Origin of the sequence: Rhizobium sp. BR 317 (assembly GCF_047445835.1) — a bacterium.
Taxonomy (GTDB): Bacteria; Pseudomonadota; Alphaproteobacteria; order Rhizobiales; family Rhizobiaceae; genus Rhizobium; species Rhizobium paranaense.
In genome coordinates this window covers 132,549-155,749 of sequence record NZ_JARWLB010000006.1, presented here as the reverse complement: position 1 = coordinate 155,749, position 23,201 = coordinate 132,549, and the positions used below count along the sequence as shown (strand labels likewise).

The window sequence follows — 23,201 nt, the reverse complement described above, 5'->3', positions numbered from 1 at the left end:
CTTTCAGACCGATGCCGGTTCTTGCCATACACGTTAAACCCATGCTCTAACCTATATATGGCCTTCACTTTGAGACAGCTTCAGTATTTCGTCGCCGTGGCGGAACAGGGCTCCATTACCCGTGCGGCACAGAACCTGTCGATCTCGCAATCCTCGGTCACCGAAGCCCTGAAAGAGCTGGAAAGCGATCTTGGCGTCGAGCTTTTCGACCGCCATCCGCGTGGTCTCTCTATCACCCACAACGGCCACCAGTTCCTGCGCCACGCCACAAAAATCCTCGCGACCGTTTCCGATGCGCGCACCAGTTTTTCCAGCCAGCAGAATGAGGCCGGCGGCACGTTGAACATCGGGGTCACCTCGCTCGTTGCCGGTTATGTGCTGTCCGATCTCCTGGCGCGTTACCGTCGTGCCTGCCCCGGCGTCGAAGTCAGCGCCATCGAAGACAATGGCGGTTATCTCGAACACCTGCTGGTCGGCGGCGAACTCGATGTCGCCGTCATGGTCATTTCCAACCTGCGCGACCGCATGGCGCTGCAGGCGGAAATCCTTGAGACATCCCCCTATCGCCTCTGGCTGCCCATAGGCCACCCCCTGGTTTCCGCCGATATCATCAGCGTCGCCGACATCACCCGCGAACCGCTGATCATGCTGACCATCGACGAGATCGAGGAGAATACCGGCAAGCTGCTGACGGCGCTCGGCGCCCGCCCGCATGTCGCCTTCCGTACCCGCTCCGTCGAGGCGGTCCGTAGCCTGGTGGCCACGGGCGCCGGCGTAGCGCTGCTACCGGACCTCGTCTACCGCCCCTGGTCGCTGGAAGGAGATCGGATCGAAAGCCGCGATGTCTCCGGCGCGCTGCCGGTCGTGCAAGTCGGCATGGTCTGGCGCAAGGGTTCCAGCCTGCCGCAGGCCGCCCGCGATTTCGTCGGCATTGCCGAGGCCATGCGTTCGGGCCGCCAAAGATAGCAGCTATCGGAAATTCCGATATCGACTTTCTGATAAATGAATTTGCGAATACGGCAAAATAGCGTCACCTTTTTCTCCGGGAACAAAACGCCAGAAACTGGCTCCGATACCAACTGGCTCAAGAACCGGGAGAGTTTGATGAAGCATCTGCTGAAACCATGCACGGCTGCGCTCGCATGTTTAAGTTTCGCCACGCAGGTCATCGCCGCTGAGCCGCTGAAGACGCTCGGCAAAGGCGAAGGTGCCGTCAGCATCGTTGCTTGGTCCGGCTATATCGAGCGCGGCGAGAGCGACAAGAATTACGATTGGGTCACCCAATTCGAAAAGGACACGGGCTGCAAGGTGAGCGTTAAGACCGCCGCCACCTCCGATGAAATGGTCGCGCTGATGAACGAAGGCGGCTTCGATCTTGTGACCGCCTCAGGCGACGCGTCGCTGCGCCTCGTTGCCGGCAAGCGTGTCCAGCCGATCAACACCGATCTGATTCCGAGCTGGAAAAATCTGGATGAACGTTTGAAAAATGCGCCATGGCATACCGTCAACGGTGTGCACTACGGCGTGCCCTATCTCTGGGGGCCGAACGTGCTGATGTACAATACCGACACCTTCAAGGATCAAGCACCCAAGAGCTGGAAAGTCGTCTTCGAGGAAATGACCCTGCCGGACGGCAAGTCCAACAAGGGCCGCGTTCAGGCCTATGACGGCCCGATCTATATCGCCGATGCTGCGCTTTATCTGATGGCCCACAAGCCGGAACTCGGCATCAAGGACCCCTACGAACTCAACGAAGACCAGTACAAGGCCGCCCTCGACCTTCTGCGCGGCCAGCGCAAGCTCGTCAGCCGTTATTGGCACGATGCGATGATCCAGACGGACGACTTCAAGAACGAAGGCGTCGTCGCTTCCGGCTCCTGGCCCTTCCAGGTGAACCTGCTGCAGGCGGACAAGCAGAAGATCGGCTCGACCTTCCCGGATGAAGGCACGACCGGATGGGCCGATACCACCATGCTGCATGCCGACAGCGAGCATCCGAACTGCGCCTATATGTGGATGGAACATTCGCTGCAGGCCAAGGTACAGGGCGATGCAGCCGCCTGGTTCGGTGCGGTGCCCTCGGTTCCCGCCGCCTGCAAGGGCGACGAGCTCCTGACCGACAGCGGCTGCGCCACCAACGGCTACGACCATTTCGACAAGATCAAGTTCTGGAAAACCCCGGTTGCCAAGTGCACGACGGAGAGCGAATGCGTACCCTACCATCGCTGGGTTTCAGACTATATCGGCGTGATTGGGGGCAGATAGTTCACGCCGATAATGGCGACCGCCTCTCCAGCCTAAGAGCGCGATCGCATCGGGACGATGAGGGGCCCGAATCTGACGCCCCTCATCGCCTCGTCGAGCCTCTTCCAAACGGAGAGGCGCGACGGAACAATATGCCCTTCACCTCCGCATACCCGGGAGCATCCCATGACCGCCGTTCGTTTCCAGCAGGTATCGCGCCATTTCGGCCAGGTCCGCGCCGTTGACCGCGTCGATCTGGAGATCGCGTCCGGCGAATTCTTTGCCATGCTCGGTCCCTCGGGCTCCGGCAAAACCACTTGCCTCAGGCTGATTGCCGGTTTCGAGCAACCGACCGGCGGCCATATCGAGATCTTCGGCGAAACCGCCGAGGGCGTGCCGCCCTATCGTCGCAACGTCAACACCGTCTTTCAGGACTACGCCCTCTTTCCGCATCTCAATATCCTCGACAACGTCGCCTATGGGCTGATGGTCAAGGGCATCGGCAAGACCGAAAGGCTGAGAGCCGCCGAACAGGCGCTCGAATTGGTGAAGCTGCCGGGTTATGGCAACCGCCGCCCCGGCCAGCTCTCCGGCGGCCAGCGCCAACGCGTGGCGCTCGCCCGCGCACTCGTCAACAAGCCGAAGGTGCTGCTGCTCGACGAACCGCTCGGCGCACTGGACCTGAAACTGCGCGAGCAGATGCAGGAGGAGCTGAAGAGCCTTCAGCGGGCGCTCGGCATCACCTTCGTCTTCGTCACCCACGATCAGGGCGAAGCTCTCTCCATGGCCGACCGCGTCGCCGTCTTCAACAATGGCAGGATCGTGCAGGAGGGCACGCCGCACGATATCTATCAGCGGCCGAAGACCCGGTTCGTCGCCGATTTCGTCGGTTCTTCCAATGTAATCGCCCCTGAGACGATGTCATCGCTCGGCGGCGAACGACGCTGGGCAAGCCTGCGGCCGGAAGCGATACGACTGACGCAGGATGCCGGCGTTCCGGCGACGGTGCAGGCGACGAGCTTCCTCGGCGCCGCCACCCGGCTTTCGGTGGAAGCGCAGGGCACGCGCATGCATGTCACCCTGCCCGCCGGCCAACCCATTCCCGACACCGGCGCCTCGGTGCGCATCGCCTGGCTGCCTGCCGATATTCATTACATGGACGACGCCGCATGACAGCCGCCGCCATCGCCGCACCCGCGGCCACCTCGATCCTGCCACGCCGGGGCGGTTTCTTCGGCCGCCTCTCCGATCTCTTCTGGCGCCACCCGAAGCTGCTGCTCTTCCTGATGTTGACGCCGCCGCTGCTCTGGCTCGGCATCATCTATATCGGCTCTCTGATCGCGCTGCTGCTGCAGAGCTTCTTCTCGATCGACGACTTCTCCGGGATGGTGAACTACGAATTCACGCTGGCGACCTATGCGCAGCTTTTGAATTCCGCCAATTTCGACATCATCATCCGCACGGTCATCATGGCGGCGCTGGTAACTATCGCCTCCTCCTTCGTCGCCTTCCCCATCGCCTATTATGCGGCGCGGTACGCCAAGGGAAAATGGAAGGCGCTGTTCTATCTCGGTGTCATGCTGCCGCTCTGGTCGAGCTATCTGGTCAAGGTCTATGCCTGGAAGCTGATCCTCGCCAAGGAAGGCATTTTGACCTGGCTTTTCGACAAGCTCTGTCTCGGCTGGCTGCTCGACGGCGTGCTCAACCTGCCCATCGTCGGCGGCAATTCGCTGTCGGTGAGTTATATCGGTACCTTCCTCGTCTTCGTCTATATCTGGCTGCCCTATATGATCCTGCCGACGCAGGCAGCCCTTGAGCGCGTGCCCACCAATCTCCTCGAAGCCTCGGCCGATCTCGGCGCCACGCCGAACCAGACCTTCCGCACGGTGCTGCTGCCACTGGCGCTGCCCGGCGTCGTCGCCGGCTCGATCTTCACCTTCTCGCTGACGCTTGGCGATTATATCATCCCGCAGATCATCGGCTCTTCGCGCCTCTTCATCGGCCAGGCCGTCTATGCGCAGCAGGGCACGGCCGGCAACGTGCCGCTCGCCGCCGCCTTTTCGGTCGTGCCGATCGTCATCATGGCCATCTATCTCTGGATCGCCAAGAAACAGGGGGCTTTCGATGCGCTCTGATCGCGGCCAACAGGCTTCCCTGCCCTTGAAGATCGGCGCCACCTGCGGGCTGCTCTTCCTGCATCTGCCGATCCTGCTGATCTTCGTCTATGCCTTCACGACCGAGGAAAAGAGCTACCAATGGCCGCCGCCGGGCCTCACCCTGCAATGGTTCGGCATTGCCTGGAACCGGCCGGATGTCTGGTCGTCCTTGGCGCTGTCGGTGCAGGTAGCGACCGTCGCAACCGCGATCGCTCTGGTGCTCGGGACGCTCTGTGCTGCCGCCGTCAGCCAGACAAAATTCTTCGGCCGCGAGGCAATCTCGCTGCTGGTGATCCTGCCGATCGCGCTTCCCGGCATCATCACCGGCATAGCGCTGCGCTCGGCCTTCAGCCTGTTCGATATTCCCTTCTCCGTCTGGACGATCGTTCTCGGCCACGCCACCTTCTGCGTCGTCGTGGTCTATAACAACGCCGTCGCCCGTTTCCGCCGCACCTCCGGCTCGCTGATCGAAGCCTCGATGGACCTCGGCGCCGACGGTTTCCAGACCTTCCGCCATATCATCCTGCCGAATATAGGCACGGCGCTACTCGCCGGCGGCATGCTCGCCTTCGCGCTGTCCTTCGACGAAGTCATCGTCACCACCTTCACCGGTGGCCAGCAGATGACCTTGCCGATCTGGATGCTGGAAGAGTTGATCCGTCCACGCCAGCGCCCCGTCACCAATGTCGTCGCCATGGTCGTGGTGCTCGTCACCTTCCTGCCGATCCTGGCAGCCTACTATCTTACCCGCGACGGCGACCAGATCGCCGGCGGCGGCAAATGAAAGGGAGATAATAATGGATACCCAAATGCTGATCGGCTCCCGCTTTGAGGCCGGCACGGAAACGGAAGAGCATATCCTCAACCCGAAGACCGGGGAGACGGTGCTCAACCTGCCGGAGGCCTCGCTCAGCCAGATCGACATTGCCGTCGACGCCGCMGAAAAGGCCTTCACGAGCTGGTCGCAGACGACACCCGCGCAGCGCTCCACCTATCTCCTGAAGATTGCCGATGCCATCGAGAAAGATGCCGAGGGCTTTGCAACGCTGGAAGCGCTGAACTGCGGCAAGCCGATCAATGCCGTCCTGAATGACGAAATCCCCGCCATCGTCGATTGCTACCGCTTCTTCGCCGGGGCGGTGCGCAACCTGCATGGCCCCGTTGCCGGCGAATATCTGCCCGGCCACACCTCGATGATCCGCCGCGATCCGATCGGCATCGTCGGCTCGATCGCGCCGTGGAACTACCCGTTGATGATGATGGCATGGAAACTGGCACCGGCCATTGCCGGCGGCAACACCGTCGTCTTCAAGCCCTCCGAACAAACGCCACTGACGGCACTGAAGATGGCGAAACTCTTGGCGGATATCCTGCCGGAAGGTGTCGTCAACGTCATTCTCGGTCGCGGCGAAAGCGTCGGCAATGCGTTGATCAACCACCCCAAGATCAGCATGGTCTCCATCACCGGCGATGTCGCCACCGGCAAGAAAGTGTTGCAGGCCGCGGCCAAAACGGTGAAGCGCACGCATCTCGAACTCGGCGGCAAGGCTCCGGTCATCGTCTTCGACGATGCCGATATCGATGCCGTCGTCGCTGGTATCAGAACCTTCGGCTATTACAATGCCGGCCAGGACTGCACCGCCGCCTGCCGCATCTATGCCGATGCCAAAGTCTATGACAATTTCGTCGCCGACCTCACTTCCGCTGTCTCCAGCATCAAGTTCAATCTGGGCGACGACACGGAAAACGAAATCGGTCCACTGATCTCCAAGCGCCAGCGCGACCGCGTCGAAAGCTTCGTCACCCGCGCCGCCGAACACAAGCACATGGAAATCACCACCGGCGGCAAGACCTCTGGTGATCGTGGCTTCTTCTATGCCCCGACCGTGGTTGCCGGCGCTACGCAGGATGACGAGATCGTCCGCCGCGAAGTCTTTGGTCCCGTCGTCTCGGTCACCCGCTTCACCAGCGCCGACGATGCCGTTGCCTGGGCCAACGACAGCGACTACGGCCTTGCCTCCTCCGTCTGGACCAAGGACGTCAGCCGCGGCATGCAAACCGCCGCCCGCCTGCAATACGGCTGCACTTGGATCAACACCCACTTCATGCTGGTCAACGAAATGCCGCATGGTGGCCTGAAGCAATCCGGCTATGGCAAGGACATGTCGGTCTACGCGATCGAAGACTACACCGCCGTCCGCCACGTCATGATCAATCACGGATGAGGGTGAGGCGCGGTTCGGTGTAACCGAAGCAATCGGCCCAATGGGTCGATTGCTGCGCCGAACGCCCAGAGCATGCGGCAGGGCCAAGGGTCATTCCAACCCCCGACGATCGAAACGGCATCGGAACAATTTCCCCTTTTCTGCGTCTTCATTAGGCGCAACGCAGAGGAGATTTCCTAATGCTGAAATGGGCCCTCATATTCTTCGTGATTTCCCTGATCGCCGGCTTTTTCGGCTTTTCCGGTGTCTCGGCCGCAACGGCGACGATCGCCCGCGTGCTTTTCGCGCTCTTCCTGATCGTCTTCCTGGTCTTCCTGATCATGGCGGTGATGGCCGGCAACGCCGTGCTCTAAACAGACGATGACTCACCTATGCTTTGGAGGGCGGCGAGCTACACCAGGCTCGCCCCGACATTGATAGCAAGGGCCAGGATCGTCGTGTTGAACAGGAACGACAGAATGGCATGCAGCAGCACCAGCTTGCGCATGCTGACGGTGGATACGCCGATATCGGCGGTTTGGGCGGCAACGCCGATGGTGAAGGAGAAATAGAGGAAATCCCAATAGATGGGCTCCTCCACCGGCTCGGCGAATTTCAACCCCTGCCCCTTGCCCGGACCGCGATAGAATCGGTGCGCATAGTGGACAGTGAACAGCATGTGCAGGAACACCCAGGAAATCAGGATCGTCACGATCGCCATTGCCGCGCGGAAAAACGCCACCTCCGGCGGCGCTTCCTTGACGCCGAGGAGTTCCAGAGCGATGCCGCCGATACTGGCAATTGCGGCAGCGATCGATAGGAACAGCAGAACTGCGTCCGAAAAATCGAGATCGGCCGAACGCTTGCGAATGCGATGCACATCGGATGTCAGCATCCGGTACAGGCTGTACGCGATGTAGACGTTGGCGGTGGCATTCCAGCCGATGAGAATGTTGCCCGCATTGAATGCACGCGAGGTCAGAAGCAGGAAGAACACGATGCCGGCTGCGACGCTGACCAGAATTACCTGATGCTTGTGCAACAGCATGGCGGCCCCGAAACGATGGTGCGGTTCGTCCATGCGCATGCCGATCTCCCATTCGCTGAATATGTATCAGATATAGATTCACTGACGAAGGTGGCAAACAAAAAGAGGCCCCGCAATGCGAGGCCTCCGCTTCCGGAAAAGATGCTGATTCAAGCTGTCCAGCCACCGTCGATGACATGGATCTGACCGGTGGTGAAGCCCGCTTCGTCGCCGGCCAGATAGGTCACCAGCGCTGCGATCTCGTTGGCGTCGGCGATGCGGCCCATCGGCTGGCGGGCGATGAAGTCGGTCATGGCCTTCTCATAATCGCCGGTGGCGCGCAGGCGCTCATGCAGCGACGGGCTATCGACCGTGCCGGGGCAAATGGCATTGGCGCGGATACCCTTGGCGACGAAATCGGCGGCGATCGACTTGGTGAGACCGATCACGGCTGCCTTGGAGGCGCAATAGGCGAAGCGATTCGGCACGCCCTTCACGCTGGAGGCGACCGAGGACATGTTGACGATCGAGCCTTTGCCCTTCTCGAGCATACCCGACAGGAAGGTGCGGCAGGTCGTGTACATCGCCTTGGCATTGAGATTGAAGGAGAAATCCCAATCCTTCTCTTCGCAGTCGAGAATGGTGCCGGCATGCACGAAGCCGGCGCAATTGAAGAGCACGTCGATCGGGCCGAGTTCGTCGGCGTAAGCCTTGACCGCAGCACTGTCGAGGACGTTCAGCACATGCTTGCTGGCGCCTTCCAGCGTCGAAAGCGTCTGCTCGTTGATGTCGGTGGCGTAGACATGCGCACCGAGCGAAATGAAGCGCTCCGCCGTGGCGCGGCCAATGCCCTGTCCCGCCGCCGTGATGACGACCTTCTTGCCTTCCAATCCGTGACTCATAATCCTAATCCTTTCCTCCAGGGCATGATCCCGGGACCGAAAGGCCACGAAACGAAAACGCGTGGTTGCTTGCGGATAAGATCATGCGAAAACAAACAGCTAAAGCCGCCTTGCCCTAGCTTTCGAACGATTGCGCGAAGAGCTGGTTGAGCTTGTCGATGAGGACTGTATGCCGCGCGGCGGTACGCAGTCCATTGTTAATAATATCAGAAGCTTCGCTCTGGAAAGCCATGTAGCCGTCATGACGTGGCCGGACATAGGCGCCCTCCAGCGTAGCGCGCGTATTGCGGTAGAAATCGAGCGTCGGCGCGTTGACGGCATCGCTCACCCAGGCATCGGCGTGGCCCGGTTGGCCATTGCCGCTGGCATAGGCGCCTGCCTGCACCGGCCCGCTGGCGATCCAACGTGCAAAGGCCTTGGCTTCCTCCGGCATCTGCGTCCGGGCCGAAACGGCAATACCGGTGCCGCCGAGCGCCGAGCCGTTGGGCGCACGACCGTCGATCACCGGCATGTCGGCAAAGGCCAAGCGCGCCGGTCGGAATCCGGCGAAGGAATAGCTGACGTAGCCGTAGACGAAGGGAACGACGTCATAGGGGCAATCCGGCTGGCTCATGAGATCGAAGACAGCGATCGGGTCCATATCGTAACATTTCGCATCCATGCCGCCGACGATCCGTGCCATCCAATCGAGCACGGCTTCCCCATCCGCCTTGGCGATGCACTCCGGCCCTTCGACGCTGCACGGCGTGCCGAGATGCGCCGCAAGCGTGAAGAAGGTCATCAGCACATGCGGCGACMGCATCGGCAGGATCGCCTTGGCCTTGGCCGCCAGCGAGACGATTTCGGCAAGATCGGTGACCGGGCCGCTCAACCGATCAGGCCGGTAAGCCTGAACCTGCGTTGCCGCATCGAGCGGGAATGCCCACTGCCGGCCCTGCCAGTTGTAGCTCGGATAGGAGCGCCCGACCGTGCCTGCGGCGATTGCAGCAAGCTCTTCGGCATGCGCAGCATCTTCAAGCGGCAGCAGGCAGTCCTCGCGGGTGATCTGGCCGACATGCGGATGATCGATGACGATGAGGTCGTAGGCAGCAGCCAGCTCTTCGACCGGAAAAGTTTCGAAATCCTGCAGCGAGCGCTTCTCCCAGACGACCTCGACGCCGGTCTTTTCCTTCCAGATGGCCGAGCAAGCCACCATCGGATCGTAGCCGCGCGGATGCGACCAGGTCATTCCCTTGAGTTGCGCCATCATTCTCTCTCAGTTTGCCGCTTTGCGCTCGACGATCAGGATATGGTCTGCGGCAAGCACCACCTCGCCGCGCTGGTTCAGCACTTCGCAGCGTTCGACGACCCGGCCGGACGCCGGACGTTTCGGATCGTCCTCTTTCGCCGATATCGTCACCCGCGTGCGGATCGTATCGCCGATATGGACTGGGCGGATGAACCGCAGCCGGTCGTAGCCATAGGAAAAGGCGACGGGATTGATGAGTGATGCCGTCAGCCCGACGCCGATCGAAAAGATCATCGTGCCATGGGCAATGCGCTGACCGCCCGGCAAGGTCTTGGCGAATTCCGCATCCATATGATGCGGAAAGAAATCGCCGGTGTGCCCGGCATGGACGACGAAATCGGTCTCGGTGATCGTCCGTCCTGTCGTCGTGCGAACGTGGCCAAGCTCATAGTCTTCGAAGTAGATCATCTGTTCAGCCATCGCTTACACCTTTGGAAGTGCGGCAATCGGCGTTGCCGGCGCAGCGCTCGATTGATAGGCGGCCTCGACCAGCGCCATGGTCTGCCAGGCATCCTCAACCGAACCGATCAGCTCCTGATCTTCACCCGAGGCAAAACGCTGCAGATTGGCCATGCGGTTGACGAAGGCATCCGGGAACCAGGCGCCTTCGAGCTTCACCTCGACCCAATCGCTGCCGCCAGCGGGGCGAATCCACAGGTCGTCCGGCTCGCCGTGCGGATAGTCGAGATTGACGCCGAGCTTGATATAGGCCGCACCCTTCGTCCCGGAGATGCGGAATTCGCAAGCCTGGAATTTGCGACCGAAATCATGGTCGTGGTTGACGGAGAGCACACAGCGCACCTTGTCGCCATAGTCGAGGATCGCGGCCGTACGCGTCTGCGCCACCTGATGGCTTGGATGGCCGATGGTCTTGGCATGCACGCCCTGGGGATTGCCGAGCAGCCCGCGAATGAAGTCGAGATAGTGGATCGAGTGCATGGCAATCTCGATGCGCGGCAGGCCCTTGAGAAACGGCCAGAGGCCCCAGGGCGTCGAGAGCGCCAGCCAAGCATCGAAATCGACGACCTCGCCAAGGTAGCCTTTGTCCACTGCATCATAGAGCGCCAGCATCATCGGCGCGAACCGAAGCTGGAAATTGACCGCCGCCTTGATGTCGCGCTCGCGGCACACCCGGAGAATTTCCGTCGCCGCGGCCAGATCACCGCCCATAGGCTTCTGAATCAGCGCGAAAGAGCCGCGTGGCAGCTTTGAAAGAATAGAGGCATGCGCAGCKGGCGGGGTCGCCAGATCGAAGATCGCACCTTCGACGGCAAACGCCTCCGCCTCAGACGCGAAGGCGCGAATGCCCCATTGGTCCGCCAAAGCCTTTGCCTTTTCGCCGTTCGGATCATAGAGGCCGGCAACCGGGAAACCTGCCTTGTTGTAGGCCGGCAGGTGCGCGTCACCGACGATACTGCCGGCGCCGAAGATGACGATCGGGCGCGGCTTGGTGGGTTTAGGCCACCATTGGCGGAGGGATTTGGGATCGAAGGTCATTATACCCTCCCCTTGAGGGGGAGGGTCGGACCGAAGGTCCGGGGTGGGGTGATCCCTCCTCGTGCAAGCAAGATGGACATGCGCATCTCGAGCGTCACCCCCGCCCGCGCGTTCCGCGCGACCTCCCCCCTCAAGGGGGAGGTGGCCGCTTCGCGGCGCTTTCCATTCGAATCCCTAGCCATGATGAAACACCTCTTCCATCATAGCCCACCACTCGCCTTCCCTACGGGTATCGAGCGGCTTCTGGCAGGGTATGCAGACGGACCACCATTCCTGGTTTTTCGGGCTTGCGGCCATCTTGGCCATATCAGCCTCGAAATCGGTGCCGACATATTCCCAATAGCCGAAGAGCAGATTTTCCGGCTCCTTCAGGAAGATGGAATAATTGGTGATGTTGCACTCGGAAATCAGTGCCAGGATCTCGGGCCAAACGGCCGCATGCAGGCGCTTGTATTCCTCGATCTTCGACGGCTCCAGACCGATCACCATCCCCATCCGCTGCATGGCCCTATCCTCCTTCAGCCGTGAATCTCTTTCGTGAATTCACCGATCGAGCGCGCCTTCACCGCTTCCCAATCCCAGGCGATGCCGATGCCGGGTTCGGAGGGCGCGATAGCCTTGCCGTCAACGATCTCCATGCCCTTGGTGGTGAGATCGTCGAGCTGCGGGATATATTCGACATACCTGCCATTCGGCACGGCGCAGACCAGGCTGACATGCAGCTCCATCAGGAAGTGCGGGCAGACCGGAATATCGAAGGCCTCAGCCGCATGCGCCACCTTCAGCCAGGGCGTGATGCCGCCAATGCGGGCGACATCGACCTGGACGATTGAGCAGGCACCCTTCTGCATATATTCGCGGAAATGCCGGATGGAATAGATGGATTCGCCGACCGCGATCGGCGTCGGCGTCGAGCGCGTCAGGCGGATATGGCCGTCAAGATCGTCCGCCGGCAACGGCTCCTCGATCCAGGCGAGATCCAGCTCCTTCAACCTTGCAGCACGACGGATGACCTCATCGACCGTGAAGCCCTGATTGCAGTCCGTCATGATCTCGAAGCCGGAGCCAAGCGCCAGGCGCATCGCCGAAAGCCGATCGTAATCCTCCGATCCGTGCGGCTTGCCGATCTTCACTTTCGAGCCGGAGAAGCCCTTGGCCTTTGCCTGCAAGGCATCCTCGACCAGCGCTTCCTTCTCGATGTGCAGCCAGCCGCCTTCGGTCGTGTAGAGCGGGCAGCGATCCTTGGCGCCGCCGGCGAGCTTCCAGAGCGGCAGCTTCTGTTTCTTGGCGCGCAGATCCCAGAGCGCCGTATCGACGGCGGCAAGCGCCAGGGCGGTGATGGCGCCGATGGTCGTCGCGTGCGTCGCGAATTCTAGTCTGTGCCAGATCGCCTCGATGCAATCGGCATCCTCGCCGATCAGCAGCGGCACGAGATGGTCCGATAGCAGCCGCATGACCGAGGAACCGCCGGTGCCGATCGTATAGCTGTAGCCGGTACCGACGGCACCGTCAGAATCGGTGATGGTAACGATCGGCGTCTCCTGGCTGACGAAGCTCTGGATCGCATCCGTCCGCTTCACCTTCGGCGGCAGGTCGACCATGCGCAGTTCAATTTTCTCGATGCGGGCCATGTGCCGTCTCCCTCGCTCAGACCGCCAGGCTCTTGCCCGTCTCGGCCGAAAAGAGATGTGCCTGACTGAGATCGAAGCTCATTTTCAGTTGTTCGCCGCTCTTCAATCCGCGCGGATTGAGCATGCGCGACACCCATTCGCGGCCGGCAAATTCGACGAAGACCAGAGTTTCGTTGCCAAGAGGCTCGGTAATGGCAACGGGCAACGTCACCTCATGCACCGCTGCTTCGGCGCCCGAATGCAAGCCGTGCCCGCTCGGGAAAATATCGTCCGGGCGCAGGCCGAAGGCAACCTTTTCGCCCTCCTGGACCCGGTCTGCAAATTGCCCCGGCAACGGCAGCTTGTCGCCGTTCCTGAACACCAGCGCACCGGCCGAAACCGTCGCTTCCTCGATATTCATCGGCGGCGAGCCGATGAAGCCGGCGACGAAGCGTGTGGCAGGCCGCTTGAACACTTCATCCGGCGTGCCGACCTGCTCGATATAGCCGTCGCGCATGATGACGATGCGGTCGGCAAGCGTCATCGCTTCCACCTGGTCGTGGGTGACGTAGATCACCGTCGACTGCACCTTGGCATGCAGCTTCTTGATCTCGGTGCGCATCTGCGTGCGGAGTTTCGCGTCAAGGTTCGATAATGGCTCGTCGAAGAGGAAGACTTCCGGCTGGCGAACGATGGCACGCCCCATGGCGACGCGCTGGCGCTGGCCGCCGGAAAGCTGCGCCGGTCGGCGATCCATCAGCGCTTCCAGGCTGAGGATCGCGGCGGCTTCGTTGACACGCTGGTCGATTTCCGCTGGCGGCTGCTTGGCGATCTTCAGCGAGAAGCCCATGTTTTCGCGCACGGTCATATGCGGATAGAGCGCATAGGACTGGAACACCATGGAGATGTTGCGATCGCGCGGCGGCAGGTTGTTGACGATGATATCGCCGATCATGATGGCGCCGTCGGAGATGTCCTCGAGGCCGGCGATCATGCGCAGCGTCGTCGACTTACCGCAGCCGGAAGGCCCGACCAAGGCGATGAATTCCTTGTCCCTGATATCGAGATCGATCCCGTGGACGATTTCCAGGGCGCCGTAGCGCTTGACGAGTTTTTTGAGAGAAACCTGAGCCATGGGGTTCAACCTTTGACCGCACCGAATGTCAAACCGGACACCAGGTGCTTCTGAATGATGAAGGTGAGAGCGAGCGCCGGAACGATCATCACCACCGCGAGAGCGCACATGCCGCGCCAATCGATGGTGAATTCGGCCGTATAGTCGAGAAGGCCGACCGGCAGCGTCTTGGAATCGACCGAGCGCGTGAGCTGCGAGGCCAATGCATATTCGTTCCAGCAGGTGAGGAAGGCGAAGATGCCGGCAGAGGCGATGCCGGGACCGGCGAGCGGAAATTCCACCTGCCAAAAGGCCTGCCAGCGCGTGCAGCCGTCGATCTGCGCCGCCTCGGCGAGATCCTTCGGCACCTGCCGGAAGAAGCCGTCGATCAGCCAGATGGTGAAGGGCACGTTMAGCGCGACATAGGTGATGATCAGGCCGAAATGCGTGTCGATGATGCCGAGCCGGGCATAGACCATGAACAGCGGCAGCGACAGCGCCACGCCCGGCACGGATCGCGTCAGCATTAGGCCGAGGAACACCGCCGATTTGCCGGCGAAGCGAAAGCGGGCGAAGGCATAGCCGCCGGACATGCCGATGACGAGCGCAATGACGGTAGAGGTGACGGAGATGATGAGGGAATTGCGGAAATAATCCCAGACGGGAATGCCGCCCTGCCCCGCGCCACCGAACATGGCGCGATAGGCTTCGAGCGAAAGCTCCTGCGGGATCCAGACCGGCGGCTTCGCCATGATCTCGACCGTCGGGCGCAGCGAGCTAAGGATGATCCAGAAGCCCGGTAGGCAGATGATGAGCATCGCAATGAAAAGGCCGATGAGATAGGCGACTTTTCCGATGCGCCGACGCATGTGTTGTTTGGCGTTGCGATCCATGATTACCACTCCGCTCCGATCTGGGTGCGGGCAAGCGCCAGCTTACGGAAGAAATAGACTGTGAAGGCGATCGACAGGATGATCGAGACATAGGCCATGGCGTTGGCGAGCCCCATCTGCGCATCGGCATAGGCGGTTCGCCCGACGAGCGTCCAAATCAGCTCCGTGCGCCGCGCTGGGCCGCCATCCGTCATGATCTTGACGATGTCATAGGCGCGGGCAACGTCGAGCGAACGGATGGTCATGGCGATGAAGGCGAACGGCATCAGGAATGGCCAGGTGACATAACGAAAGGTCTGCCAGCTCGTGCAGCCATCCACTTTCGCGGCCTCCACCGGCTCCTGCGGCATGGCAAGCAGGCCGGCGAGGATGAGAATGGCGAAGACCGATGTCGACGACCAGACTTCGGCGATGACGATGGACAGCAGCGCCAGATTGCCGTCGATCAGCCACGGGATGGCATTGTTGGTGATGCCCAGGGATTGCAGGGCATTGTTGATGATGCCGACATTGTCGTTGAACATGAATTTGAACTGGAAGCCGACGAGCACCGGCGAAAACATCATTGGGAACATCATCAGCGTGCGCAGGATGCGTTTGCCGTAAGTCGCCTTGTTGACCAGCAACGCCAGGCCGAGACCGAGCAGCATTTCCAGATTGAGCGCGATGGTCAGCAGCACGACGGTGCGCACGAAGGCCGCCAGGAAGACCGGATCGGTGAGAATGCGGGTGTAGTTCCGAAGGCCGATAAAGGTGAAGAGCGTCGCCGGCCGCGTCAGGCGGAACGGCGTGAAGCTGGAATAGAAAGACAGAAGCAACGGAAACAGCACCACCGCCGCAAGCACGATGATTGCCGGAAGAAGCAGCAGGACCGGTGGAGATATTTTCTTATACATGGTTTGCACCTGTCGGCATTCCTCAGCAGCGTGGCTCGGACTGCGCGGAATACGATTGCATGGGGCCGAGGGGCCGGCATCACACCGGCCGGACAGACCGGCCCCTAAAGGCGCAGGTCATAAGTATTATTCAAAGAAGTCCCGCATCCGGCAGAGGGTGCGGGACTTTTATTGCAGCGATCAGAGAGCGCCGGCGTCCTTCAGAACGTCGGTTGCCTTCTGTGCAGCCGTGTCGAGCGCTTCCTTGGACGTCTTGTCGCCGAGGATGGCAGCCTGAAGTTCCGGATAGACCACGTTGGAAATCTCGATCCATTGCGGCGTGCGCGGAACCGGGAAGGCGTACTTCATCGATTCCTGGAAAGTGCTCAGCACTTCCTTCTTATAGGGATCGGATGCAGCCTGCTGGATGTCCCAGTCCCAGACGGCCTTGCGGGTCGGTAGCGTGCCGTTGGCAGCTTCAAGCTTCTGCGAATCGTCGTTGGTCAGGAACCAGACGAGCGAGGCAGCAGCATCCTTGTTCTTGCACGCTTCCGTCACCGAGAAGCCATGATGGCCGGACCAGCCGGTGTGCTTGCCGGCCGAACCGACGGGCTGCACGACGACGCCGACATTGCCGGCAATCTTCGAAGACTTCGGATCGTTGAAATAGGTCGCCCAGCCCGGCCAATCGAGATCGAGCGCGACGGTGCCCGATGCGAAGCCAGCGCCGAGATCGTCCCAGAGATAGTTGGTCGTGCCAGCCGGAACGGCCTTTGCCTTGTACATGTTMACGAACCAGTCGAGCGCGCGCACGCCGGCTTCGGAATTGAAGGCCGGCTTGCCGTCCTTGCCGAGATATTCGCCGCCCTCGGCGACCAGCATTTCATAGAAGCGGCCGTTGATCGCCTCTTCCTTGCCGGGGAACTGCGTGCCGAAGAAGTTCGGCGGATTGGCGAAGAACGTCGCCTGATCGGACACTTCCTTCCAGGTCTTCGGCGGTGCCAGATCGTAGCCGTACTTGGTCTTGAATGCCGTCTTCTTGGCCTCATCATTGTAGAGGCTCTTCTGGTAGTAGAGAGCCGAAACGTCGAACTGGGCACGCGGCAGCATGATCAGCCGGCCGTCGATGGTCGATGCCTCGATCGTCGAATCGACGAACTTGGCGATTTCTTCCTTCGGCAGCAGCTTGCCAAGATCGGTGTAGAGGTCGGGATACTGGGGGGCGAAGGACGAGTGGTTCGAGCCGACGCACCAGGAAATATCGCCCGACGCCATGTCCGACTTGATTTCCTTGTCGAGCTCGAAGTGGTTCTTCTTGGAGAGGATGTTGACCTTAGCGCCAGTCTCCTTCTCCCACTCGGAAATGCGCGCATAAAGCGGCTCGTATTGCTGGCCGCCGATCAGCTTGGCGTCGATCGTCACGCCCGGGAACTTGCCGGGCAGGTCGGCAGCAGAGATCGCGGAGCTCGCGAACAATGCCAATACGCCGGCGGCGAGACCGGCCTTCAAATTCCTCATTGAATTTCCTCCCTAAAGGACCGAACACTCCGCCCGATCGCCCTCACAATCCAAATATGGATCAATGATTTATATGTAAACACCTTATTCACTGACCGTCAAGCCGGCATCGCGGGCGCTTGCAAATCGCTTTCATTCATATATGAATGATGAATCATATTTCCCTAGTGAGGCCTCTATGAGTGTAGAAGACGACAGCGATCGATACCGCGCACCGGCGCTGGACAAAGGCCTCGATATCCTCGAACTGCTGGCGCGCATCGACGGAGGGCTGACCCAGGCGGAAATCGCCAAGGCGCTCGGCAAGAGCCCCAACGAGTTCTACCGCATGCTCGATCGCCTGGTCCGGCGTGGTTATGTGCAGCGGCAGGATGGCGACCGCTTCTATCTGACCCTGAAGCTTTTCGGCCTGGCGCATTACCACGCACCGGTGCGCCGCCTCGTTTCCTTCGCCACGCCGCTGATGCGCGAATTCTCCAATCGCGCCGAGCAAGCCTGCCATCTGGCGATTTTCGACCGCGGCTCGGTCATCGTCATTGCTCAGCAGGATTCGCCGACCTATTGGGGCATCTCGATCCGCGTCGGCGCCCAGATCAACCTGTTCAACACCGGCTCTGGCCACGTCCTGCTGGCCTTCCGCGACGAGAAACATCGCAAGATGATGATCAACGAGCAGCAGCGGCAACAAGACGATGATGTGCCGATGCCATCAGATCTCGATAAACGCCTCCAGGTGATCAAGGAGCAGGGTTTCGAGACGATGGACAGTCTGCAGACCAATGGGGTGCGCAACATCTCGGCACCTGTGCTGGCACTGGATGGTTATGCGCTGGCCGCGCTCACCTGCCCCTATATCCAGCCGGTCAACCCGAATGCGCCGAGCTATGAGCAGGTCATCCAATATGTCCGCGAAGCAGCCAAGGACGTATCGGAGACCGTCGCCGGGACATTGGACAACGCCGAGATATAATTTTTATTTGAATAAACTATTCTTCTGTGAGTATATATTGATCAGCATGATGGGAGGATCGCCATGCTTTTCGACAGCCACCTGCACATCGTCGATCGCGCGAAACTTGGATATCCCTGGCTGGAAGGGGCCGGCGCGCTGAACCGCGACAGCCTCTATGCGGACTATGCACGCGAAGCCCATCGCCTGGGGATTACCGACACACTGCATATGGAGGTGGATGTCGCCGAGAGCGATATCGAGCGGGAAACGGAATACGTCAAGGATTTGAGCCGGCAGCCCGGCAACCTGATCCGCGGTGCCATCGCTGCCTGCCGTCCGGAAGATGCCGGCTTCCCCGCCTATCTCGAACGCGTGCTCGCCGATCCCTTCGTMAAGGGTTTCCGTCGTGTGCTGCATGTCGTACCGGACGATGTTTCCGAGGGCGCACTTTTCCGCGAAAATCTGAAGCGGCTCGGCGGCACCCGCCTCACCTTCGATTTCTGCGTGCTGCCGCATCAGATMGTCAAGGCGATCGCGCTGGTCGACCTCAACCCCAATGTTCAGTTCATTCTCGATCATTGCGGCGTGCCCGCGGTCAAGGATAGTTTCAGCGCGGTCTGGACCGCCGGAATCACCGAGATGGCCAGGCGGCCGAACGTCGTCGTCAAGATTTCCGGCGTCGTCGCCTATGCCGACCCCGATAGCTGGACCGTCGATACGCTGCGCCCTTTCGTCGAGCATTCGATAGCAAGCTTCGGCTGGGATCGCGTCATCTGGGGCAGCGATTGGCCGGTCTGCACGCTGGGCGGCGGTCTCTCCACTTGGGTCGGCGCCACGCATGCACTGACCAAAGGAGCAAGCGCCGACGAACGCAACAGCCTCTATCGGCTCAACGCCAAGCGCCTCTGGTCACTTTGAGCGCTCCACGATTTTCTCGAAAGCCAATACAATGACCGCCACCGTCGGCATTTCCAGCACTCATCCCAAGACCATGCCGGCGGATCATGCCGATATTCCCGTCTGGAACTCGGAAAACTGGTTCTACGAAGATTTCGAAATCGGCCACAAGATCCGCTCGCTGCGGCGGACGATCTCCGAAGGTGAATCCCAGCAGTTCAACGCCCTCGTGCTCGATATGCATCCCTATGTCAGCGACCAGATCTTTGCGGAGACGGAGGGTCTGTTCGGCAAGCGCCTCGTCGCCGGCGCCTTCGTCTTTTCCGCGGGCCTCGGCCTCGTCGCCACCAACTGCATCAATGCGTTCTCGTATGGCTACGACAAGCTGCGCTTCATCAAGCCCACATTCATTGGCGATACGATCTACACCATCCGCACCAACCTCGATAAACAGCCGAAATACAAGGATCTCGGCCTGATCCGCTCTTCCTACGAGGTCTTCAAGGGCGAAGGCGAGCTGGTACTCTATTGCGAGCATATCCAGACGGTACGCTACAAGAACGGCCGGCCAGCAGACGCTCCGGAATTGAAGAGCTGAAATGACCAAAGGAAGCAATGACGGCCTGCTCGCCGGCATCACGGTGCTCGATATGAGCCAGTTCCTCGCCGGACCGATGGCCGCCCTCCGGCTTGGCGATCTCGGCGCGCGGGTGATCAAGGTCGAGCGTCCCGATGGCGGCGATCTCTGCCGCCGGCTCTATCTCAGCGACACCGAAATCGGCAGCGACTCGACGCTGTTCCATGCAATCAACCGCGGCAAGGAAAGCTTCGCCATCAACATGAAGGACGAAGGCGACCTGCGGGACCTTCGCGTCCTGATCGCAAAGGCTGACGTCATCATCCAGAATTTCCGTCCTGGGGTCATCGATCGCCTGGGTCTCGACTACGCCTCGGTCGCCAAGATCAATCCCCGCATCGTCTATGGCAGCATCACCGGCTACGGGCCGGATAACGAGTGGCGGCATTTTCCTGGTCAGGACCTGCTCGCCCAGGCCCGCTCCGGCGCCATGTGGCTGAACGGCGAAGCCGATGATGGCCCCGTGCCCTTCGGCCTTGCGGTTGCCGACATGCTCGCCGGCAACCTCATCGTCCAGGGCATCCTCGCCGGCCTCGTGCGGCGCGGCGTTACCGGCCAGGGCGTCCATGTGGAAACCAGCCTGCTGGAAGCGATGATTGATTTCCAATTCGAGGTACTGACGACCCATCTGAACGATGGCGGCCGCCTGCCGAAGAAATCCTCCGTGCGCAATGCCCACGCCTATCTTTCGGCTCCCTACGGCGTCTATCATTGCGCCGATGGCTGGCTGGCGCTTGCCATGATGCCGCTGCCAAAGCTGGCGCCTCTCTTCGAGCTTCCGGCGCTTGCCGAGTTTACACCGGACGAGGCCTTCACCCGCCGCGACCAGATCAAGAGCCTGATCGCCAGCCGCCTGCATCAGAAGACGGTGAAGGAATGGCTGGCCATTTTGGAGCCCGCCGATATTTGGGCCGCCGAAGTGCTGGACTGGCCGAAGCTGCTGAAAACCGCCGCCTTCCGCCAGCTCGATATGCTGCAGACGGTAACCCGCGGCGACGGCGTTTCCGTTCACACGACGGCAAGCCCAATCCGTGTCGACGGTGTCAGACACAAGAACGACCTCGCCGCCCCGACGATCGGCAGCGATTCCGAGAAGCTCAGGGCGGAATTCTTCGCCTGACACCCCCGCACGCTGGGCTGAAGAAGCGTCACGCCACCGGTTGCACCGAAGCGACCTTGCCGGTGTTGTCGATGATGCAATTGAATCTGCGACCCGTCGCATTCAACTCGACTCGGTAGGTGGTCGCATCCAATTGCTGCGAATTCGTCGGAAGCACCTTGTTCTGCGTAAGGCCGGCGGATTTTGCTGCGGCGTCAGCGCATAGGAGTTGTAGATCGGCGGGTGCCGTCTGTAGTTTCGTTCGAGCCATCTGGTCGGGCGGCGGCGAGGATACGCATGCCGTCACTGGCGCAAGGAGCACAAGCGGGAAAAGCAATCGTGCCGCGGACCAGCCATTCCATTTCGTCATGTTCCATCCCCTATTTTGCGGTCATACGCCCTTGTAAAGGGCTGCGCCCTGCATGAGCACGATCACCTTTGCACCGATCTTCACGCGAGAGTGCAGGTCGATGATATCGTCATTGTTCATGCGTATGCATCCGGAGGAGACATCGAGGCCGATACTCCATGACTCCGGCGTGCCGTGAATGCGGTAGATAGTGTCATTGTTGCCTTCATACAGGTAGAGCGCTCTCGCCCCGAGTGGGTTGTCGGGTCCGCCCGGCATGCCGTTCGCCCATTTCACCGCATTCGGATCACGGGCGACCATTTCGGCGGGCGGTGTCCAGGTCGGCCACTCCGCCGTGCACCCGACGCGCACGATGCCGGCCCAGCCGAAACCTTCCCGCCCAACGCCTATGCCATAGCGGATCGCCTGGCCGCCGGGCTGAACCAGATAGAGAAAATGCTGGTTGCCGTCGATGATGATCGTTCCCGGCTCTTCTGCCGTGCGGAAGGGAACGACCTGCCTGCGAAAAGCATCCGGCACCTGTTTGTTGCGGGCGTAATATTGACGCGCCTTCTTCGCGTCGTAGTCGACCCAGGTTCGGGTCCGCGGATCGAAGATCTGCGTCTGCGCCGCAAGCGCAACGAGGGGGCCAAGACCTGTGACTGCTGCCAGGAGTATGACGGCTGTCGTGCGCCTCCAGCCTCGCTCCGATCTTGCCTCCACCTTTGTCATGGTCTCGGCGTTCTTTGTCGGGTCGGTTCTCATGGCTTTGCCCATCCGTCGACGCGAGAGGCATGGCTGTCTACCCACTGCTTCGCAAATTCCAGAGGCAGCTGACGCTCCACCTGCAAGGCGTAGGTCATATGCGTAATTTCCTCTGGGGTGAAATCGACCTTCTCGAGAAAGCTCGCAACATCGGTGTGCTTCTTTGCGAAGGCGGCGGCATAGGCAATGTGAAAACTCGTGGCCGGCCAGGCGACCGGTGCGCTCGAATCGCTGATCCAGGTMGGATCGCTCGCGGGCATGATCTTCCATTTGGAGACATCATAGGGTGGCTCTGTCAGCCGCACGATCTTGTGCAACTCGAAGACGTGATGTGGCGCGTAGCAGGCAAACACCATCGGCCGTCCGGTCGCGACGGCGGCATCGACCGCAGCCATACCGACCTCTTCCTCCGCTTCGACCAGGGTCAGATTTTTCGCATAGCCATAGCTGTTGGCGCGTACTCTCTCGATGCCCGTCGACAACCATGTGGCCGCCCCGATCCACAGTTCTCCGCGTCCGTCGCCGTCAGTATCCAGAAGTGCCGTCTTGGCGGGATCGCTCAAATCCGCGATGTCCTTTATACCGGCAGCGACCGCATCTGGCGTGGCGCAAAGGCCTTCCCAGGCATCGACACCGCGCGCCGCCACCTCGACGACGTGCTTTTCGTTGACGTATTTCTCGATCAGACTGTCGAGGTTCGGCCGCCAGACTTCGGGATTGATATCGACCTCGCCGCTTTCGAGACCGTTGAAGGCGGTAAGAGTTCCAAGCTCCCGGACCTCTGCATCGAGCCGATACTCCTTAGCAATCGCGACCTTCAGAATATTCGCCGCCGCCTGGCCGGAAGGCCAATTCGGCATCGCGATGACCAGATCGGCCGCATCGGCACTGACGGTTCCGACAGACGCAAGGGCAGCGGCAAAGGCCACTGACGCGGAAATAAGACTGTTCTTCATGCCCCCTCCAGCTTTCGGCAACAACTACTATCCGGTCGCGGCTGTGGCGAACCCGAACCAGATAGCGAAGGGAAGTATCCGCAGGTAAGTACGTTACAGTAACATGATCGAAATTTACGCCACTGGTACGCGCAACCAGCCGGCGACGGGACGTGGATGTCGGGCGTGGATGGGCCTCAACAAAAAAGGGCGCCACTCGCGATGTGACGCCCTTCGAT

At 60.6% G+C, this 23,201-nt stretch carries 25 protein-coding genes; 11 read left to right on the top strand and 14 right to left on the bottom strand.

Features of this window, described 5'->3' with window-relative positions; genetic code table 11:
• The first annotated feature begins 57 nt into the window (after positions 1 to 57).
• From QD357_RS11955 to QD357_RS11925, 7 genes are all read left to right on the top strand, one after another.
• Complete coding sequence (locus QD357_RS11955; protein ID WP_107109282.1) at positions 58 to 966, top strand: LysR substrate-binding domain-containing protein; 909 nt, start codon at positions 58 to 60, stop codon at positions 964 to 966.
• Positions 967 to 1,104: 138 nt separating this feature from the next.
• Positions 1,105 to 2,265, top strand: coding sequence for an ABC transporter substrate-binding protein (locus QD357_RS11950; RefSeq protein ID WP_107109283.1), 1,161 nt, complete (start codon positions 1,105 to 1,107; stop codon positions 2,263 to 2,265).
• A gap of 165 nt (positions 2,266 to 2,430) precedes the next feature.
• On the top strand, positions 2,431 to 3,417 hold the full coding sequence (locus tag QD357_RS11945) for an ABC transporter ATP-binding protein (RefSeq protein ID WP_107109284.1): 987 nt from the start codon (positions 2,431 to 2,433) through the stop codon (positions 3,415 to 3,417).
• Complete coding sequence (locus tag QD357_RS11940; RefSeq protein ID WP_107109285.1) at positions 3,414 to 4,379, top strand: ABC transporter permease; 966 nt, start codon at positions 3,414 to 3,416, stop codon at positions 4,377 to 4,379. The genes QD357_RS11945 and QD357_RS11940 overlap by 4 nt, the downstream gene beginning before the upstream one ends.
• Complete coding sequence (locus QD357_RS11935) at positions 4,369 to 5,184, top strand: ABC transporter permease (RefSeq protein WP_107109286.1); 816 nt, start codon at positions 4,369 to 4,371, stop codon at positions 5,182 to 5,184. The genes QD357_RS11940 and QD357_RS11935 overlap by 11 nt, the downstream gene beginning before the upstream one ends.
• Before the next feature lie 13 nt (positions 5,185 to 5,197).
• Complete coding sequence (locus QD357_RS11930) at positions 5,198 to 6,625, top strand: gamma-aminobutyraldehyde dehydrogenase (protein WP_107109287.1); 1,428 nt, start codon at positions 5,198 to 5,200, stop codon at positions 6,623 to 6,625.
• Positions 6,626 to 6,804: 179 nt separating this feature from the next.
• Entirely contained in the window at positions 6,805 to 6,978 is a 174-nt protein-coding gene (locus QD357_RS11925) for a DUF1328 domain-containing protein (protein ID WP_104824347.1), read from the top strand.
• Positions 6,979 to 7,016: 38 nt separating this feature from the next.
• On the opposite strand, the gene QD357_RS11920 is transcribed toward QD357_RS11925, so the two are convergent.
• The 11 genes from QD357_RS11920 to QD357_RS11870 form a co-directional block, all read right to left on the bottom strand.
• Positions 7,017 to 7,685: a DUF1345 domain-containing protein gene (locus QD357_RS11920; RefSeq protein ID WP_414124405.1), complete on the bottom strand. Its 669-nt coding sequence runs from the start codon at positions 7,683 to 7,685 to the stop codon at positions 7,017 to 7,019.
• Positions 7,686 to 7,801: 116 nt separating this feature from the next.
• Positions 7,802 to 8,533, bottom strand: a complete 732-nt coding sequence (locus QD357_RS11915; RefSeq protein WP_107109288.1) for an SDR family oxidoreductase — start codon at positions 8,531 to 8,533, stop codon at positions 7,802 to 7,804.
• A gap of 115 nt (positions 8,534 to 8,648) precedes the next feature.
• Positions 8,649 to 9,782 (bottom strand): extracellular solute-binding protein, encoded by a 1,134-nt coding sequence (locus QD357_RS11910; protein WP_414124375.1) that lies wholly within the window; start codon positions 9,780 to 9,782, stop codon positions 8,649 to 8,651.
• Positions 9,783 to 9,788: 6 nt separating this feature from the next.
• Positions 9,789 to 10,241: a MaoC family dehydratase gene (locus QD357_RS11905; RefSeq protein ID WP_107109290.1), complete on the bottom strand. Its 453-nt coding sequence runs from the start codon at positions 10,239 to 10,241 to the stop codon at positions 9,789 to 9,791.
• 3 nt (positions 10,242 to 10,244) lie between these two features.
• Entirely contained in the window at positions 10,245 to 11,318 is a 1,074-nt protein-coding gene (locus tag QD357_RS11900) for a Gfo/Idh/MocA family protein (protein WP_107109291.1), read from the bottom strand.
• Positions 11,319 to 11,492: 174 nt separating this feature from the next.
• Positions 11,493 to 11,822, bottom strand: a complete 330-nt coding sequence (locus QD357_RS11895; protein ID WP_107109293.1) for an L-rhamnose mutarotase — start codon at positions 11,820 to 11,822, stop codon at positions 11,493 to 11,495.
• 14 nt (positions 11,823 to 11,836) lie between these two features.
• A complete protein-coding gene (locus QD357_RS11890; RefSeq protein ID WP_107109294.1) occupies positions 11,837 to 12,949 on the bottom strand; it encodes a mandelate racemase/muconate lactonizing enzyme family protein in 1,113 nt (370 codons plus the stop codon).
• A 16-nt stretch (positions 12,950 to 12,965) separates the two neighbouring features.
• Positions 12,966 to 14,063 carry an ABC transporter ATP-binding protein gene (locus QD357_RS11885; protein ID WP_107109295.1) on the bottom strand — a complete coding sequence of 366 codons (1,098 nt, stop codon included), beginning with the start codon at positions 14,061 to 14,063 and terminating at the stop codon, positions 12,966 to 12,968.
• Positions 14,064 to 14,068: 5 nt separating this feature from the next.
• Positions 14,069 to 14,935 carry a carbohydrate ABC transporter permease gene (locus QD357_RS11880; RefSeq protein WP_107109296.1) on the bottom strand — a complete coding sequence of 289 codons (867 nt, stop codon included), beginning with the start codon at positions 14,933 to 14,935 and terminating at the stop codon, positions 14,069 to 14,071.
• A 2-nt stretch (positions 14,936 to 14,937) separates the two neighbouring features.
• Positions 14,938 to 15,831 (bottom strand): carbohydrate ABC transporter permease, encoded by an 894-nt coding sequence (locus tag QD357_RS11875; protein ID WP_107109297.1) that lies wholly within the window; start codon positions 15,829 to 15,831, stop codon positions 14,938 to 14,940.
• A 180-nt stretch (positions 15,832 to 16,011) separates the two neighbouring features.
• The gene (locus QD357_RS11870; RefSeq protein ID WP_107109298.1) at positions 16,012 to 17,328 is read right to left on the bottom strand and encodes an ABC transporter substrate-binding protein; all 1,317 of its coding nucleotides are present in this window, start codon (positions 17,326 to 17,328) and stop codon (positions 16,012 to 16,014) included.
• A gap of 178 nt (positions 17,329 to 17,506) precedes the next feature.
• Here QD357_RS11870 and QD357_RS11865 point away from each other — a divergent pair, with 178 nt between their 5' ends.
• The 4 genes from QD357_RS11865 to QD357_RS11850 all read left to right on the top strand — a co-directional run bounded on the left by QD357_RS11865 (position 17,507) and on the right by QD357_RS11850 (position 20,934).
• Positions 17,507 to 18,298 carry an IclR family transcriptional regulator gene (locus QD357_RS11865; protein WP_107109299.1) on the top strand — a complete coding sequence of 264 codons (792 nt, stop codon included), beginning with the start codon at positions 17,507 to 17,509 and terminating at the stop codon, positions 18,296 to 18,298.
• A gap of 63 nt (positions 18,299 to 18,361) precedes the next feature.
• Entirely contained in the window at positions 18,362 to 19,198 is an 837-nt protein-coding gene (locus tag QD357_RS11860; RefSeq protein WP_107109300.1) for an amidohydrolase family protein, read from the top strand.
• 31 nt (positions 19,199 to 19,229) lie between these two features.
• Positions 19,230 to 19,775 carry a MaoC family dehydratase gene (locus QD357_RS11855; RefSeq protein WP_028752752.1) on the top strand — a complete coding sequence of 182 codons (546 nt, stop codon included), beginning with the start codon at positions 19,230 to 19,232 and terminating at the stop codon, positions 19,773 to 19,775.
• A gap of 1 nt (position 19,776) precedes the next feature.
• Positions 19,777 to 20,934: a CaiB/BaiF CoA transferase family protein gene (locus QD357_RS11850; RefSeq protein ID WP_107109301.1), complete on the top strand. Its 1,158-nt coding sequence runs from the start codon at positions 19,777 to 19,779 to the stop codon at positions 20,932 to 20,934.
• A gap of 28 nt (positions 20,935 to 20,962) precedes the next feature.
• Here the strand turns inward: QD357_RS11850 and QD357_RS11845 are convergent, their stop codons facing one another.
• From QD357_RS11845 to QD357_RS11835, 3 genes are read right to left on the bottom strand one after another with little or no spacing between them, the layout of a single operon-like run.
• Positions 20,963 to 21,283, bottom strand: a complete 321-nt coding sequence (locus tag QD357_RS11845) for a hypothetical protein (protein ID WP_107109302.1) — start codon at positions 21,281 to 21,283, stop codon at positions 20,963 to 20,965.
• Positions 21,284 to 21,304: 21 nt separating this feature from the next.
• Positions 21,305 to 21,994 (bottom strand): L,D-transpeptidase, encoded by a 690-nt coding sequence (locus tag QD357_RS11840; RefSeq protein ID WP_107109478.1) that lies wholly within the window; start codon positions 21,992 to 21,994, stop codon positions 21,305 to 21,307.
• 29 nt (positions 21,995 to 22,023) lie between these two features.
• Entirely contained in the window at positions 22,024 to 22,983 is a 960-nt protein-coding gene (locus tag QD357_RS11835) for a glycine betaine ABC transporter substrate-binding protein (RefSeq protein WP_107109303.1), read from the bottom strand.
• Positions 22,984 to 23,201 lie beyond the last annotated feature (218 nt).

Coding starts and splice junctions, on each gene's coding strand:
- QD357_RS11955 (WP_107109282.1), top strand. CDS start 58: ATGGCCTTCACTTTGAGACAGCTTCAGTATTTCGTCGCCGTGGCGGAA.
- QD357_RS11950 (WP_107109283.1), top strand. CDS start 1,105: ATGAAGCATCTGCTGAAACCATGCACGGCTGCGCTCGCATGTTTAAGT.
- QD357_RS11945 (WP_107109284.1), top strand. CDS start 2,431: ATGACCGCCGTTCGTTTCCAGCAGGTATCGCGCCATTTCGGCCAGGTC.
- QD357_RS11940 (WP_107109285.1), top strand. CDS start 3,414: ATGACAGCCGCCGCCATCGCCGCACCCGCGGCCACCTCGATCCTGCCA.
- QD357_RS11935 (WP_107109286.1), top strand. CDS start 4,369: ATGCGCTCTGATCGCGGCCAACAGGCTTCCCTGCCCTTGAAGATCGGC.
- QD357_RS11925 (WP_104824347.1), top strand. CDS start 6,805: ATGCTGAAATGGGCCCTCATATTCTTCGTGATTTCCCTGATCGCCGGC.
- QD357_RS11920 (WP_414124405.1), bottom strand. CDS start 7,685: ATGGACGAACCGCACCATCGTTTCGGGGCCGCCATGCTGTTGCACAAG.
- QD357_RS11915 (WP_107109288.1), bottom strand. CDS start 8,533: ATGAGTCACGGATTGGAAGGCAAGAAGGTCGTCATCACGGCGGCGGGA.
- QD357_RS11905 (WP_107109290.1), bottom strand. CDS start 10,241: ATGGCTGAACAGATGATCTACTTCGAAGACTATGAGCTTGGCCACGTT.
- QD357_RS11895 (WP_107109293.1), bottom strand. CDS start 11,822: ATGCAGCGGATGGGGATGGTGATCGGTCTGGAGCCGTCGAAGATCGAG.
- QD357_RS11890 (WP_107109294.1), bottom strand. CDS start 12,949: ATGGCCCGCATCGAGAAAATTGAACTGCGCATGGTCGACCTGCCGCCG.
- QD357_RS11885 (WP_107109295.1), bottom strand. CDS start 14,063: ATGGCTCAGGTTTCTCTCAAAAAACTCGTCAAGCGCTACGGCGCCCTG.
- QD357_RS11875 (WP_107109297.1), bottom strand. CDS start 15,831: ATGTATAAGAAAATATCTCCACCGGTCCTGCTGCTTCTTCCGGCAATC.
- QD357_RS11865 (WP_107109299.1), top strand. CDS start 17,507: ATGAGTGTAGAAGACGACAGCGATCGATACCGCGCACCGGCGCTGGAC.
- QD357_RS11855 (WP_028752752.1), top strand. CDS start 19,230: ATGACCGCCACCGTCGGCATTTCCAGCACTCATCCCAAGACCATGCCG.
- QD357_RS11850 (WP_107109301.1), top strand. CDS start 19,777: ATGACCAAAGGAAGCAATGACGGCCTGCTCGCCGGCATCACGGTGCTC.
- QD357_RS11845 (WP_107109302.1), bottom strand. CDS start 21,283: ATGACGAAATGGAATGGCTGGTCCGCGGCACGATTGCTTTTCCCGCTT.
- QD357_RS11840 (WP_107109478.1), bottom strand. CDS start 21,994: ATGACAAAGGTGGAGGCAAGATCGGAGCGAGGCTGGAGGCGCACGACA.